The sequence below is a fragment of the Bhargavaea beijingensis genome (assembly GCF_900101985.1).
In the GTDB taxonomy this organism is placed as follows: Bacteria; Bacillota; Bacilli; order Bacillales_A; family Planococcaceae; genus Bhargavaea; species Bhargavaea beijingensis.
Map to the genome: position 1 here is coordinate 38,160 of NZ_FNAR01000005.1, position 14,355 is coordinate 52,514.

At 56.3% G+C, this 14,355-nt stretch carries 14 protein-coding genes; 12 read left to right on the top strand and 2 right to left on the bottom strand.

The genetic code is table 11. The features are described 5' to 3' along the window. The first annotated feature begins 6 nt into the window (after positions 1-6). The 4 genes from purM (at position 7) to purD (ending at position 4,674) form a co-directional block, all read left to right on the top strand. Complete coding sequence (purM, locus tag BLT01_RS05500) at positions 7-1,077, top strand: phosphoribosylformylglycinamidine cyclo-ligase (protein WP_092095514.1); 1,071 nt, start codon at positions 7-9, stop codon at positions 1,075-1,077. Continuing rightward, entirely contained in the window at positions 1,074-1,661 is a 588-nt protein-coding gene (gene purN, locus BLT01_RS05505; protein ID WP_092095517.1) for a phosphoribosylglycinamide formyltransferase, read from the top strand. Before purM ends, purN begins: the two co-directional genes overlap by 4 nt. 135 nt (positions 1,662-1,796) lie before the next feature. Next, positions 1,797-3,332, top strand: a complete 1,536-nt coding sequence (gene purH / locus BLT01_RS05510; RefSeq protein ID WP_092095519.1) for a bifunctional phosphoribosylaminoimidazolecarboxamide formyltransferase/IMP cyclohydrolase — start codon at positions 1,797-1,799, stop codon at positions 3,330-3,332. A gap of 82 nt (positions 3,333-3,414) precedes the next feature. Continuing rightward, a complete protein-coding gene (gene purD, locus BLT01_RS05515) occupies positions 3,415-4,674 on the top strand; it encodes a phosphoribosylamine--glycine ligase (protein WP_092095521.1) in 1,260 nt (419 codons plus the stop codon). Positions 4,675-4,807: 133 nt separating this feature from the next. Here purD and BLT01_RS05520 read toward each other — a convergent pair whose 3' ends face one another. Next, the gene (locus tag BLT01_RS05520) at positions 4,808-5,245 is read right to left on the bottom strand and encodes a YgaP family membrane protein (RefSeq protein ID WP_092095524.1); all 438 of its coding nucleotides are present in this window, start codon (positions 5,243-5,245) and stop codon (positions 4,808-4,810) included. A gap of 105 nt (positions 5,246-5,350) precedes the next feature. Here BLT01_RS05520 and BLT01_RS05525 point away from each other — a divergent pair, with 105 nt between their 5' ends. From BLT01_RS05525 to BLT01_RS05540, 4 genes are all read left to right on the top strand, one after another. After that, positions 5,351-7,081 (top strand): adenine deaminase C-terminal domain-containing protein, encoded by a 1,731-nt coding sequence (locus tag BLT01_RS05525; protein ID WP_092095526.1) that lies wholly within the window; start codon positions 5,351-5,353, stop codon positions 7,079-7,081. 53 nt (positions 7,082-7,134) lie between these two features. Next, positions 7,135-8,145 (top strand): DUF3048 domain-containing protein, encoded by a 1,011-nt coding sequence (locus tag BLT01_RS05530; RefSeq protein WP_245696882.1) that lies wholly within the window; start codon positions 7,135-7,137, stop codon positions 8,143-8,145. 31 nt (positions 8,146-8,176) lie between these two features. Beyond that, a complete protein-coding gene (locus tag BLT01_RS05535; protein ID WP_092095529.1) occupies positions 8,177-8,485 on the top strand; it encodes a YerC/YecD family TrpR-related protein in 309 nt (102 codons plus the stop codon). Between the two features lie 196 nt (positions 8,486-8,681). Continuing rightward, positions 8,682-9,542 carry an STAS domain-containing protein gene (locus BLT01_RS05540; RefSeq protein WP_092095531.1) on the top strand — a complete coding sequence of 287 codons (861 nt, stop codon included), beginning with the start codon at positions 8,682-8,684 and terminating at the stop codon, positions 9,540-9,542. A 31-nt stretch (positions 9,543-9,573) separates the two neighbouring features. Here BLT01_RS05540 and BLT01_RS05545 read toward each other — a convergent pair whose 3' ends face one another. Continuing rightward, entirely contained in the window at positions 9,574-10,383 is an 810-nt protein-coding gene (locus tag BLT01_RS05545; protein WP_092095534.1) for an MBL fold metallo-hydrolase, read from the bottom strand. A gap of 105 nt (positions 10,384-10,488) precedes the next feature. Between BLT01_RS05545 and BLT01_RS05550 the strand changes: the two genes are divergently transcribed. The 4 genes from BLT01_RS05550 to pcrB all read left to right on the top strand — a co-directional run bounded on the left by BLT01_RS05550 (position 10,489) and on the right by pcrB (position 14,354). Next, the gene (locus tag BLT01_RS05550) at positions 10,489-11,334 is read left to right on the top strand and encodes an alpha/beta fold hydrolase (protein WP_092095536.1); all 846 of its coding nucleotides are present in this window, start codon (positions 10,489-10,491) and stop codon (positions 11,332-11,334) included. 17 nt (positions 11,335-11,351) lie between these two features. Next, positions 11,352-12,671, top strand: coding sequence for a D-serine ammonia-lyase (locus BLT01_RS05555; RefSeq protein ID WP_092095538.1), 1,320 nt, complete (start codon positions 11,352-11,354; stop codon positions 12,669-12,671). Between the two features lie 221 nt (positions 12,672-12,892). After that, on the top strand, positions 12,893-13,333 hold the full coding sequence (locus tag BLT01_RS05560; RefSeq protein ID WP_092095541.1) for a cell wall hydrolase: 441 nt from the start codon (positions 12,893-12,895) through the stop codon (positions 13,331-13,333). A gap of 319 nt (positions 13,334-13,652) precedes the next feature. Beyond that, positions 13,653-14,354 carry a heptaprenylglyceryl phosphate synthase gene (gene pcrB, locus BLT01_RS05565; RefSeq protein WP_406566744.1) on the top strand — a complete coding sequence of 234 codons (702 nt, stop codon included), beginning with the start codon at positions 13,653-13,655 and terminating at the stop codon, positions 14,352-14,354. Position 14,355 lies beyond the last annotated feature (1 nt).

Here is a 14,355-nt window from a genome sequence, read left to right on the forward strand (position 1 = left end):
ACTGGCATGTCAAAAGCATATGAACAGGCCGGCGTAAACATCGAAGCCGGATATGAGTCGGTCGAGCGGATGAAATCCCACGTCGCCCGCACGGAGCGGAAGGGTGTCATGGGTGCGTTCGGCGGATTCGGCGGGATGTTCGACCTGTCCGGGCTCGGTTACAGCCAGCCGGTCCTCGTTTCGGGGACAGACGGCGTCGGCACGAAGCTGAAAGTCGCCTTTATGGCGGACAAGCACGACACAATCGGCGTCGACTGCGTCGCGATGTGCGTGAACGATATCGTCGCACAGGGCGCTGAGCCGCTTTATTTCCTCGACTATGTCGCCCTCGGCAAGGCCGTCCCGGCACGGGTCGAAGCGATCGTCAAAGGCGTCGCGGACGGCTGCGTCCAGGCCGGAGCGGCGCTGATCGGCGGCGAGACCGCGGAGATGCCCGGACTGTATGACGAGGACGAATACGACCTCGCCGGATTCGCGGTGGGCGCTGTCGAGAAAAAGGACATCATCACCGGCAAAAAAGTCGCGGAAGGCGATGTTCTCGTCGGAATCGCGTCCAGCGGCATCCATTCGAATGGCTACTCGCTTGTCCGGAAAATCGTCTTTGAGCAGTTGGGTGTCAAGGCGGACGAGCCGGTTCCGGGATACGGGGAGCTGGGGAATTCGGCGGAAGCGCTGCTGACGCCGACGAAAATCTATGCGAAGCCGGTTCTGGAGATGGCCCGGAGCCTGGACGTCCACGGCATGGCGCACGTGACGGGCGGCGGTTTCTATGAAAACGTCCCGCGCATGCTGCCGGAAGGCCTGGCCGCCGAGATCGACCTCGGCTCGTGGGACGTGCTCCCGGTGTTCCGCATGCTGAAGGAAAAAGGCGGTCTTGCCGACCGCGATCTGTACTCCGTCTTCAACATGGGTATCGGATTCATCGTCGCCCTCCCGGAATCGGAAGCGGCGGAAGCGATCCGCATCGCGGAAGCCCATGGCGAGAAGGCATCGGTCATCGGCCGCGTCGTCGCGGGCGAAGGCGTCCGGTTCAACGGGGAACATGACGGTACGCTTACCGGAGGTCCGGAAGCATGAGCCGGAAACCCCGCATCGCCGTTTTCGCATCGGGAAGCGGCTCGAACTTCGAAGCCATCGCCCGGGCGGCGGCAGACGGCGAACTGGAAGCGGAAGTCGTGCTTCTCGTCACCGACAAGCCGCTCGCGAAAGTGATGGAGCGGGCGGAGCGGTTCCGCATCCCGTCCGTCGCCTTTAATCCGAAAGCCTACCCGGACAAGGCCGCCTATGAGCAAACCGTCCTCGGGCGGCTCCGGGAAGAGGAAGTGGACTGGATCGCCCTGGCCGGCTACATGCGTCTCGTCGGCCCGACATTGCTCGAAGCCTATCCGAACCGCATCATCAACATCCACCCGTCGCTCCTCCCGGCGTTCCCGGGAAAGGACGCGATCGGCCAGGCGATGGACGCCGGAGTGGATGTGACCGGTGTCACCGTCCATTATGTCGATGAAGGCATGGACACCGGCCCGGCGATTCTCCAGCGCGAAGTCCCCGTTGTGGCGGGTGACCGCGAAAAGACCGAAGCCGCCATCCACGCGGTCGAGCACGGTCTTTATAAGGAAGCTTTGCGGAAAGTGCTGGCAGAGAGTGCGGTAACGGAGTAGGGGTGTGTCTAGTGCGAGAGTGACGATTGTCCCTCTGAAAGTGACGGACCGCTCCGCTTCCGGATCTGAAGACTATACAATAGGCGCCGGCACTTAAAAAGCCGGCGTTCTGATTTACATAAGGAGGCCCCAACCGTGAAAAAACGAGCATTGCTCAGCGTATCGGATAAATCCGGCGTCCTCGAGTTCGCGAAAGAACTTGAAGGACTCGGCTATGAGATCCTGTCGACCGGCGGGACGATGAACCATCTGAAGGAAAACGGCGTCGCCGTCACCGCAGTCGGGGATGTGACCGGCTTCCCGGAAATCCTCGGGGGACGCGTCAAGACGCTCCATCCATATATCCATGGCGGCCTGCTCGCCAAGCATGACGACCCGGAACACCAGGCCGAACTGGAGGAGCACGGCATCCTTCCGATTGACATCGTCTGTGTGAACCTGTATCCGTTCAAGTCGACGATTTCAAAGCCGGACGTGACGGTCGAAGATGCCATCGAGAACATCGACATCGGCGGCCCGACGATGTTGCGCGCATCCGCGAAAAACCATGCCTATCTGACGGTTCTCGTCGACTCCGCAGATTACCCGGCGGTTCTGGAAGAGCTGAAGAAAGACGGGGCGACCGCGCTTGAAACCCGCCGTCGCCTTGCGGCAAAAGTGTTCCGCCACACAGCGGCATACGACGCGCTCATCTCCGGCTACCTGACTGATCTGGTCGGCGAAGAATTCCCGGAAAGCGTCACGATGACCTACGAACTCACGCAGCCGCTCCGCTACGGTGAGAACCCGCACCAGAAAGCGGCCTTCTACAGCCGCCCGCTCGGCGGGAAGTTCTCGATCGCCCGTGCGGAACAGCTTCACGGGAAGGAGCTCTCCTACAACAACATCCAGGACGCCAATGCCGCGATCGGCATCGTCCGCGAATTCAGCGAGCCTGCTGCTGTCGCGGTCAAGCACATGAACCCTTGCGGCGTGGGAACGGCCTCCACCCTTTCCGATGCGTTCAAGGCAGCCTACGAAGCGGATCCTGTCTCGATTTTCGGCGGAATCATCGCGCTGAACCGTGAAGTCGATGCGGCGACGGCCGAGCAACTGGCGGGCATCTTCCTCGAGATCATCATCGCGCCGGGCTACACCGACGAAGCGTTTGAGATTCTGACACAAAAGAAAAACATCCGCCTCCTGAAGCTGGACGGGGCGGAAGGCGAGCGCGACGAGTGGACGACCGTCTCCGTCGAGGGCGGCCTCCTCATGCAGAATCCGGACATCGCCTCTCTTGATGATGCAGACATCAAAGTCGCCACGAAGCGTGAGCCGACCGAAGAAGAATGGGAAGCGCTGAAGCTTGGCTGGAAAGTCGTCAAACATGTGAAGTCGAACGCCATTGTCGTCTCCGACGCCAACCGCACGCTCGGCGTCGGTGCCGGACAGATGAACCGTGTCGGCGCGGCCAAGATCGCACTCGAGCAGGCCGGCGACCGGGCGAAAGGCGCAGGCCTCGCGTCCGACGCCTTCTTCCCGATGGACGACACCGTCGAAGCGGCTGCCAAAGCCGGCATCACGGCGATCATCCAGCCGGGCGGCTCGAAAAAAGACGAAGACTCCATCAGGAAAGCCGACGAATACGGCATCGCGATGGTGTTCACCGGCATCCGCCATTTCAAGCACTGATTCCCGGCGGGCCGAGTGTTAAGCAAACAAAGAAAAACAACCTGCCGGATGTGCAGGTTGTTTTCATAAGGAGTGAACGCAAATGGATGTACTGGTCATCGGAAGCGGCGGCCGCGAGCACGCGCTCGTCCGCCAGTTCAAGAAATCCCCATCGGTCGGCAAGGTCTACGTCGCACCGGGCAATGATGGCATGCGTGAAGACGCCCAAATGGTCCCGATCGGCGTCATGGAGTTCGGCAAGCTCGCCGATTTCGCGAAAGAAAACAACATCGGCCTGACATTTGTCGGTCCGGAGCAGCCGCTTGCCGGCGGCATCGTCGATCATTTCCGTGAGGCGGGCCTCCGCATCTTCGGACCCGACAAAGCAGCCGCCCGGCTGGAAGGCTCCAAGGCATTTGCTAAAGAGCTCATGAAGACATACAACATCCCGACGGCGAAGTACGAGACGTTCACCGATGAGGAGCAGGCAAAAGAATACATCCGCGAACAGGGCGCGCCGATCGTCATCAAGGCGGACGGGCTTGCGGCAGGAAAGGGCGTCGTCGTCGCGATGACACCGGATGAAGCGCTGGAGGCAGTCGACGACATGATCGGCGGCCGCAAGTTCGGCGACTCCTCCTCCCGTGTGGTCATCGAGGAATTCCTTGAAGGGGAAGAGTTCAGCTACATGTCTTTCGTCCACGGCGGCAAGATTTTCCCGATGCCGATGTCACAGGACCATAAACGTGCGTTCGATCATGACGAAGGCCCGAACACGGGCGGCATGGGCGCCTATTCCCCGGTGCCTCATTTGCCGGAAGACGCCGTCCGCACGGCTCACGAACAGATTGTCGAAGCGACCGTCCGTGCGATGGATGCGGAAGGCACGCCGTTCACCGGCATCCTGTATGCCGGCCTGATCTTAACCGAAGACGGCCCGAAAACGATCGAATTCAACGCACGCTTCGGGGATCCGGAAACCCAGGTCGTCCTGCCGCAGCTAAAATCCGACCTTGCGGCATTCCTGGTGGCCCTCCTGGACGGCAAACCGATTGAACCCGAATGGGAAGAAGGCGCCCGCCTCGGCGTGGTCATCGCCGCGGACGGCTATCCGGGCGATGTTCAGAAAGGAGCACTGCTTCCAGACCTGAAACCTTTGGAAAAAGCCGGGCTCGATGTGTTCCATGCCGGAACAAAAGCGGATGGTGAACGCTATGCCGGAAACGGCGGCCGCGTCATCCTCGTCTCCGCGGAAGGCGAGAGCCTCGGGGAAGCAAGCAAAAAAGCATACGCCGCACTTGACTCGATGGAATGGAACGGATTCTTCTACCGCTCCGACATCGGGAAACGCGCGATGAAATAAGAAAAAAGCCGTCCCGTTTGGGGCGGCTTTTGGTTGAATGATGCTGGTCAACCCTTACAATATTCAGAAAAATACGATAGAATAGAGAGAAGGGGAGAACCAAAAACGGACGGGCAATGCCGTCCGCCGGTTTTCAGATGGATTGCATGGGGTCTTTTTTCTGGCCTTGCCCGGAGCTGCCGGTGTTTTTGTAAGCGGATTCATCCTGTCCGGATGGCACATTCTGTTCCGACCCGGCGCCGTCGAAACCGCCGTACGAGAACGCCTGGATCTTCTCGCCGGATTCACCGGACTCTGTACCGCCCCCGGACACGGCCGGCAGTGTGCCGCCGCTGACTTCCGGCTTCATCAGGGCGTCCATGCCGCCGCTCATCATTTCCTTCATCGGGCAATATCGGGTGATCCCTTCGGCAGTCTTGCAGGCGCCGGACAGGACAAGGATCGGGCCGGCCATGCTGCGGGGATCCCGGATCATGCGCGACGTGCCCCAGGCAAGCATCGCGAGTCCGGAGCTGATGCGGAGGTAGGCGCTTTTTGTACCGACGTTGATTGTCTGGTCAGTTGGTTTCATAGAAAACTTCTCCTCCCGAACACACGGTTTCGGCCGCGTGTCTTTTTTTAACTTTCACGCTGTGATAAGATAAAGTAACAGATAGACAGTCAGGGGGCAGCAACGATGGCTCAAGCACCATGGAAAATCAGGGAGCTCCGTAACCACACTGCGATCATCGACGGCAGGCGGGCGCCGGATCTCCTGATTACAAATGCTACATACCTGCACGGAATCCTGAAGAAATGGATTTCCGGAAACATCTGGATCTCGGGCGACCGGATCGTTTACGCAGGCGCAGATATGCCGAAAAAAACGGATGGCACGGAAGTGGTCGATGCTTCCGGCAAGATGATCGTGCCGGGTTATATCGAGCCGCATGTGCATCCATACCAATTATATAATCCCCTATCTTTTGCGGAATATGCATCCCGACGGGGAACAACGACCTTTATCTCGGACAATAGCGTTCTTTTTTTGACGATGGAGAATTGGAAAGCGTTTGCAATCCTTGACCAGCTCAAGGAATTGCCGTTTTCCTTCTACTGGTGGTCCCGGTTTGATTCGCAGACTGAGATGGATAAAGAAGAGGAACTGTACACGACGCAGTCGGTCGGCGAATGGATGGCGCGCCCAGACGTCCTCATGGGAGGGGAACTCACCGCCTGGCCGCGGCTTCTCGCGGGCGATGACCAGATGCTGTACTGGATGCAGAACGCCAAGCAGGCCGGCATGAAAATGGAAGCCCATCTTCCGGGCGCTTCCGAGCGGACGCTCGCCCGGCTCCGCCTTCTGGGGGCGGACGGCGATCACGAGGCGATGACGGCGGAAGAAGTGGAACGGCGCATCCTGCAGGGCTACGCCGTGACACTCCGCTATTCATCCATCCGGCCGGATCTTCCGGAGATGCTGAAAGGCATCTTGGAAAAGGATCTCAACATCCTCGACCACCTCATGATGACAACCGATGGCTCGACGCCTTCGTTCCATGAAGATGGCGTCATGGACAAGTGCATCCAGGCCGCGCTGGACGTCGGCGTCAAGCCGGAAGATGCGTATGCGATGGCGACCTACAATATTGCGCGCTATTACGATATGGAAAACCTGCACGGCCTGATCGCGACCGGGCGGTATGCGGACCTGAACTTCCTGGAGAATGCGGAAAATCCGGTGCCGACAGATGTCTTGTCCAAAGGTGTCTGGATGAAGCGGGACGGAGAAGATGCCTATGAATTCCCGGAAATCGACTGGTCGTGGCTGGAGCCTTATCATCCGCCGTACGAGCTGGATGAAAACGACTTCCAGTTCTCGTTCCCGTTCGGAATCGAGATGCTGAACGACGTCATCACGAAACCGTATAGCGTCAATGTCGACCCTTCCGATCAGAAGTTGCCGTCCGGCCAGGACCAGAGTTTCCTTCTCCTGATCGACCGTGAGGGCAATTGGCGGGTGAACACACTCATCAAGGGATTCGCGGACGATGTTCTCGGCTTTGCGACGTCCTACTCCAACACGGGGGACATCATCATGATCGGCAAGAACATGGCCGACATGAAGCTCGCATTCGACCGCCTGAAAGAAATCGGCGGAGGAATGGCGCTTGCCGGGAACGGTAAAATCATTGCGGAGCTTCCGCTTAAGCTCGGCGGCCTGATGTCAGATCTTCCGATGGAGCAACTGATCACCCAGGAAAAGAAGCTGAAAGACGAACTGAAGGAGCGCGGATACAAGCACGGGGATGCGGTCTACACGCTCCTGTTCCTTCAGGCGACCCATCTGCCGTATGTCCGCATCACGCAAAAAGGCATTTATGATGTCATGAACGGCAAAGTGATGTTTCCCGCACTCATGCGGTAGGACAAGGCCGGCATATACATGGATGACTGAGTTCACGCATAGGGGGAACTGATTTGAAGAAAAGGAACTGGATCGCGGCGGCTGCCGTTGGGGCCCTGCTTGCCGGCTGTTCGGAAAACACAGATGATGCGCCCGGCTCCGGCAAACCGGATGAAGCCATGGTAGACACCACTTATACAGAGCCGTTTACGGGGTTGGAGGCTGAAGAAGTTCCGGATATGCGCCCGGTGATCGCGACCATCAACAACCATCCGAAAGCGCGGCCGCAGTCGGGCCTTTCGGAAGCGGATGTCGTCTATGAAATGCTGGCTGAAGGAGACATTACCCGGCTCCTGGCGCTTTATCAGTCGGAACTTCCGGAATCGATCGGACCGGTGCGGAGCGCCCGCGATTATTTCGTGGAACTGGCCGCGGCCCACAATGCACTTTATCTGGCACACGGCTACAGCCCCGATGCGGAGACGCTGCTCGAAAAAGGCGCAGTCGACAACTTGAACGGCATGCGCTATGACGGGACGCTGTTCAAGCGCTCGCCTGACCGGGTCGCGCCGCACAATTCGTATATTACCGGCGACGCGGTGATGGAGGGCGCCCTGGACAGCGGTTTCCGGATGGACAAGCCGGATTCGCCGGACTGGACGTTTGATGCTTCGCCTCCTGCCGGCGGTGAACCGGCCGGTGAGGCAGAAGTGACCTATGGTGCCGATTCCAATTTCGTGAGCCGCTACGCATTTGATCCGGCGGAAAGTGTTTATTCACGGGAATCAGGCGGGGCGGAAACGGCGGACCTGGATGACGGCGAGGCGGTCCGCCTGTCGAATATTCTCGTCCTGCAAGTTCCTCACCGCACCGTTGACGGAAAGGGAAGACGGGCGCTTGATCTGGAGGCGGGCGGCAGCGCGCTCGTCTTCCGGGACGGAAACGTCTATGAGACGACATGGGAAAGCCGCGGCGGCATCCCGACTGCCATGGACGGAACCGAACCGTTCCCGCTCGCTCCGGGCAAGACATGGATCCACTTCGTGCCGGAAACACCGTCACAGCATGCGACCCACAAACCGTAAATGTTTGAATAGAGACAAAGGAGGTGCCGATATGGCACTCGAAAAACTGCGCGGCCCACAGACCGACGCCCTGTTCGAGGCGATTCTCGAACTGCGCGACCTGGACGACTGCTACCGCTTCTTCGATGACCTCGCGACCATCAGCGAGGTCCAGTCGCTCTCGCAGCGGCTGAACGTCGCGCGGATGCTGAAAATGGGCTACACCTACGAAAACATCAAAAATGAAACCGGCGCCTCCACCGCCACCATTTCCCGCGTCCGGCGCTGCTTCGACTACGGCTCCGGCGGCTACGGCGAGATCCTGGCCCGCATGGAGAAGAAGGAAGAAGACGTCAAATAACTACCGGACACCAACAAGCTCAGAGCGGATGCTCTGAGCTTGAATTTTTGTGGAACGCTATGTGGGAAACCCTTTCTGATGGTTTGCCGTTGAAGTCCCCTTTTGTGGTATGATTTCCTGGACAACCGGTTCACCATAACTGAATCTCCAAAGATATCGACGATACCGATTAACCACTTGGATGGAGGAAGCGGAAGTGAAGAAGTACCAAGAGCTCTATAACTTTCTCATGAGTCATGCTATGGAATTAACAGAGGAATGGTATGAAGGGTTGGATAAAGCCTCTTCAGGAGGCGTCTATACCACGCAGGATCCCCAAGAGCTTGCCGTCCTGAAAAGTCAGAACAACAAGTTCCATCGCGGTTTTTTCAAGGTGTTCATCACCGAAGAAGTTTTTTTGAATGAGTTGGAAAACTGGATTGTGATGGTCGCTTCTGACCAAAAACACCTGGAGACGCCTTCGACGTTGATCTTACGTGAATTTTACCGGACGCGAAATCAGTATCTCGAGTTAATCAATCAATTTTGGGCTTTGCATGAAGACCGGTATTCGCCTGCGGATAAAGAGACGTGGGAAAACCTGATGATCGAAACGATGGACAAAGTGACGGTATGGTTTTTCGAAGAGTATGACCGTCACGCTGCCAAGAAGTTGAACGCTCATCGGGACCTGATCAACAAGTTAAGTTCACCTGTTATCACGATTACCAAAAAGACAGGATTGTTGCCGCTGATCGGAGATATTGACAGCGAGCGTGCCAAATATATTCTTGAACACGCGCTGGCACAAAGCAATGAAAGACGGCTTGAACGTCTGTATATCGACTTGTCGGGTGTCGTTACGGTCGATACGATGGTCGCCCAGCAAATCTTCCAATTGTCCGAGGCATTGACGTTATTGGGGGTTCAGACCATCCTGTGCGGTATACGGCCTGAGATCGCCCAAACGGCTGTTCATCTGGGGCTTTCGTTTGAAAACATCCCCACCTATGCAACATTGGAAAATGCCTTGTCCTTGGATATTGAGAAGTACGGTCAAGAACAATACCACGATTAAAGCTGCTTACTCACATAAAAGAACGTCCAGACTAAATCAGTCCGGGCGTCTTTTTCTCGATGTCGTTGATGACTGAATCCACGATATGCAGCGAGTCCCATTCTCCGCCTGAAACGCTGATGATCGGGTAGTCTTTCGGGTCCAGCGATTTTCGGATTTCTTCAGGCGGTAGCCCTTTTTTGTGGAGCGTTTCCACTTCGCTATAGATATACTCCAGATGGTCCAGCTTTTGCCGCAGTTTGGTTTGTCCGTCCGCCACATAGCCGGCATGGCAGCAGAACAGCGGCCCGAACTCGAGCGCGAGAAGTTTCCGGATGGACTCCATCCGCTCCGGAATCGATTCATCCGCCATGATGACCTTCGTCTTCGTGGCGACGAACAGGTCACCGGAAAACAGCGTGCCCGTCTGCGGGTAAAACAAGCTGACGTGATCCGCGGCATGCCCCGGCGTGTCCATCACTTGCCATTCGCGCGTGCGGGAACGGAGGGGCTCGGGAATCGGCGCAGCCTGAAAGGGCTTGCGCTTGCCCCAGACCGCCTGCCGGTACGCCGGATAAGGCGTGTCCTCGGCGCAGATGCCGATCCCTTTGTGATGGATATAGACAGGCACGTCCCTGTGCTCTAGGATGGCCGGAACATTCCCGGAGTGATCCTCATGGCTGTGGGTCAGGACGATCTGATCGAAGGATGCCTGTTCAAGATACGGCATGAGATCAGCTTCAAGTGATTGCGGCCCGGTATCGATCAGCATGCCATCCGTGAGAAAAGCAAAAACCTTTCCCATGACGGGGTGCGTCAATTCAAGACAGGTCACGCCATCGTGTTCATACGAACGGAGCAAAACCTTCACTTCCTTTTTGGTGAATAGTCATTCATTTTACATTATTCGAGAAAGATTGCGGGAATCCTGCTTTAATAGAGAGAGTAGATTGTGAGGGGGACACTCTTGAAAGCAAGGTCTTGGATCAGGCGTTTTGTCGATACCGCCAGAGGAACCTTCGAGTTTTTTGAATTTGGGGAGGGGCCGCCGTTAGCCGTCACCCATCTCTACAGTGAATTTGATGAAAGAGGCCATACTTTTGCCGCTCCTTTTTCTGAACATTATCATGTTTACCTGATTAACCTGCGCGGTGCCGGAAATTCTTGCCACGCCGAAGATCCGGAGGAATATAGCATGGATGCATCTGTTCTGGATCTTGAGGCAATCCGCAAAGCGCTGGGATGCAGGAGCTGGTCATTTGCCGGTCACTCTACAGGAGGAATGCTTGCACTGAAATACGCCATTGCCGCTCCCGATTCTTTGGAAAAAATCATCGCCGGAGGAACGGCGGCAAGTTATGAATACTGTATGGACCCGGATAGCATTTATTGCAAAGAGAATCTGCACTTCAGCCGGATAGTAGAAATAATGGACTTGCTTAATGATCCAGCCACCAACACAGAAAAGCGAAGAGCACTAAGCTTCGAGTGGGCGCTGATGTCTTATCATTCTGAGGAAAAACTTCTGCAGGCCATGAAGAAAATAAATAGTGGCAAGACAGTTGGCCAGCGTTTGGATTATTTCAGACAGCATGACTGCGCTCGCTTTGATGTTCGTAAGGAATTAAGGAGTGTTCAGACTCCGGCTTTTATTTATTGCGGTAATTACGACGCCCAATGCCCGCCGAAGTTTGGAAAAGAAGTTGCAAATCTGTTGCCGAACGCTTCTTTTACACTTTTTAACCATAGCAATCATCATCCTTATGATGAAGAAGAAGAGGCTTTTCGGCGTTTCGTGGAAATGACAATTTAGTCTGGGGGAAAAGCACAATGAAAAACATTGCAGGAAAGACCATTGATGAATGGACCGGTGCCCATCCGGTTATCGGCGAGATGATGAAGGCGGAAGAAGTGTTTTGGGTTAACCCGGCATATGGGCCAGTCGGGGAGGCGGAGACCGGATTGTCGATTGATGATATGAAGGACGCCGAAGCGCGCCTGCGGCGGTTCGCGCCGTATATCGCGAAGGTGTTTCCCGAGACGGAGCCGGCGGGCGGGATCATCGAATCGCCTTTAAGGCTAATCCCTGAAATGGAGAAATGGCTGGAACGGGAAGCGGGCGTCCGGATTCCGGGACAGCTGATGCTCAAGTGTGACAGTCATCTGCCGATTTCCGGATCTGTAAAGGCGCGCGGCGGCATTTATGAGGTGCTGAAGCATGCGGAGGACCTGGCATTGGGGCATGGCCTTCTAAACGAGTCGGATGATTATTCGGTGCTTGCCGAACCGCGTTTCCTCGAATTTTTCTCCAGGTATTCAATCACGGTCGGCTCGACCGGGAACCTGGGGCTCAGCATCGGCATCATGAGCGCCAAGATGGGCTTCCGGGTGACGGTCCATATGTCGAGTGATGCGAAGGAATGGAAAAAGAATATGCTCCGTGAAAAGGGCGTGAACGTCGTCGAGCATCCGGACGACTACAGCAAGGCGGTCGAAGAGGGGCGGCGCCAGTCGGAAGCGGACCCGGACGACCACTTCGTTGATGATGAAAACTCAAAGACCTTGTTCTTCGGCTATTCCGTTGCGGCGATGCGCCTGAAAAAGCAGCTTGAGGAGCAGGGGATTGAAATTGGTGAGGATCAGCCGTTGTTCGTTTATTTGCCGTGCGGGGTCGGGGGCGGGCCAGGAGGCATTGCGTTCGGGCTCAAGCAGGTGTTCGGCGATCATGTCCACTGCTTTTTCGCGGAACCGACCCATGCCCCGTGCATGCTGCTCGGCCTCGTCACCGGCAAGCATGACAAAGTGTCCGTACAGGATTTCGGCCTGGACAACAAAACGGATGCGGACGGCCTCGCGGTCGGCCGGCCGTCAGGCTTCGTCGGCAACGTGATGGAACGGCTGCTCGCCGGTTCGTTTACCGTGGGGGACGAAAGGTTGTACCGCCTTCTGGCGAAGATGAGCGAACTTGAAGGCATCCGGCTTGAGCCGTCCGCATTGGCTGGGGTTCCGGGTGCGGTGCATGTTGCCGAGTCAGGATTCGAGGCAGCGTTCCGGCCCGGGATGCACGCAGTCCATATCGCCTGGGCGACCGGCGGGGGAATGGTGCCGGACGATGTGATGGAGTCGTATATTGAGCGTGGAAGAGAATAAGAGGATGGAACGCCGGCCGGCTGCCGGCGTTTTTATGTCCGTCTTGGAGGAAGCGCGCATAGAAACCGGTTGAGCGCGCATAGAACTGCTTTAACCGCGCATAGAACCGTTCAAACCGCGCATAGAAACCTATGCGCGGTCACGCATTCTTAAATAAGAGGTAACCGCTTGGCATCTTTGTAGGCAGTTTTGAATACATTTCTTGATAGAGGTGATGTAAAGTGCCGAGAGTGAAATATAGGGATAAGGACATTGATTTAATTGCACGAATGATGCGGGCAGAGGCTGAGGGTGAAGGGCAACTTGGGATGCTTATGGTTGGGAATGTCATTATAAATCGAGTAGTAGCTGATTGTTTAGATTTCAGGGATGTAAGAACCATAGAGGATGTGATTTTTCAGGTTCAAGGTGGAAATTATTCCTTTGAAGCAGTACAAAAAGGTAATTTGTTTTATAGTCCAGCAAGAGAGGTAGAGAGAAGATTGGCACGACAAGTAGTAAATTATTGGGGGCAACATCCTTCTAAGTATGCTCTTTGGTATTTTAATCCGTATGCTCCGTGCCCGCCTACATGGTATGGCCAACCATTTTCAGGACAATTTAAACAACACTGTTATTACGAGCCACAGGCTAATACATGCGAAAGTGTTTATAGTTACTAAAAAAAGCTTGGTGAGGTTGTTACTTGTTCTTCGCATATGATTTTTGGCTGTATTCGTGATCTCGAAGTTCACCAAATCACCGGGCCTCTCTCATGGAGGAAGGCGGGCTGGGCGTGGGCATCGAACCCCCGCCATCCCGACATCAGGCGCTATGTCGCCTGATGTACGCTTTGCCTTCGGAGGAAAGGTCTCTCTCCCGTCTCACTCCACAAGAATACCTCCACTGAAACACTCCTTTCGACGGCACCTCAAAACAGCCGCCGGGTGGAGTCTTTTTTGTTATAATGGGGGGACGCAAACTATAGACAGGTGGGACTGCATCATGGAATTTCTAGAATGGCGGCATGTGTTTAAACTGGACCCGGCCAAAGAGATCAGTGATGAGGCGCTGGAGCGGGTGTGTGAGTCGGGGACGGACGGGCTGATCGTCGGCGGAACGGACGGCGTCACGCTCGATAATGTGCTGGCGCTTCTCATGAGGATCCGCAGGTATTCGGTGCCGGTCGTCTTCGAGGTGTCGGACGCCGAGGCGATCACGCCGGGCTTCGACGGCTTCCTGATCCCGACTGTGCTGAACACGGAAGACGCTTCCTGGATCAATGGGCATCAGTTCGCCGCGATCCGCGAGTACGGCGAACTGATGGATTTCGGTGAGATCCTGGCGGAAGGCTATGTCATCCTGAATCCTGACTGCAAGGCGGCGCGGCTCACTGGTGCAAACGCGACCCTCGGGACGGAGGATGTCATCGCCTATGCCCGGCTCGCGGAGCATTTCTTCCGCCTGCCCGTCCTATACCTGGAGTACAGCGGCACCTACGGCGACCCGGAGACGGTGAGCCGCACAGCCCGCGTGCTGGAAAACACCCGCCTCGTCTATGGCGGAGGCATCCGCGGGGCGGAGCAGGCTGCCGAGATGGCCAGATACGCCGACACGGTCGTCGTCGGCAATATCATCTATGAAGACCTGAAAGCGGCTCTGAAAACCGTCCGTGCAGTGAAAGAAACGGAAAAGATTAGTTAAT

Excerpts from the sequence above, each read along its gene's own strand:
- purD (WP_092095521.1), top strand. The coding sequence starts at position 3,415 with ATGGATGTACTGGTCATCGGAAGCGGCGGCCGCGAGCACGCGCTCGTC.
- BLT01_RS05525 (WP_092095526.1), top strand. The coding sequence starts at position 5,351 with ATGGCTCAAGCACCATGGAAAATCAGGGAGCTCCGTAACCACACTGCG.
- purM (WP_092095514.1), top strand. The coding sequence starts at position 7 with ATGTCAAAAGCATATGAACAGGCCGGCGTAAACATCGAAGCCGGATAT.
- BLT01_RS05520 (WP_092095524.1), bottom strand. The coding sequence starts at position 5,245 with ATGAAACCAACTGACCAGACAATCAACGTCGGTACAAAAAGCGCCTAC.
- BLT01_RS05555 (WP_092095538.1), top strand. The coding sequence starts at position 11,352 with ATGAAAAACATTGCAGGAAAGACCATTGATGAATGGACCGGTGCCCAT.
- purN (WP_092095517.1), top strand. The coding sequence starts at position 1,074 with ATGAGCCGGAAACCCCGCATCGCCGTTTTCGCATCGGGAAGCGGCTCG.
- BLT01_RS05535 (WP_092095529.1), top strand. The coding sequence starts at position 8,177 with ATGGCACTCGAAAAACTGCGCGGCCCACAGACCGACGCCCTGTTCGAG.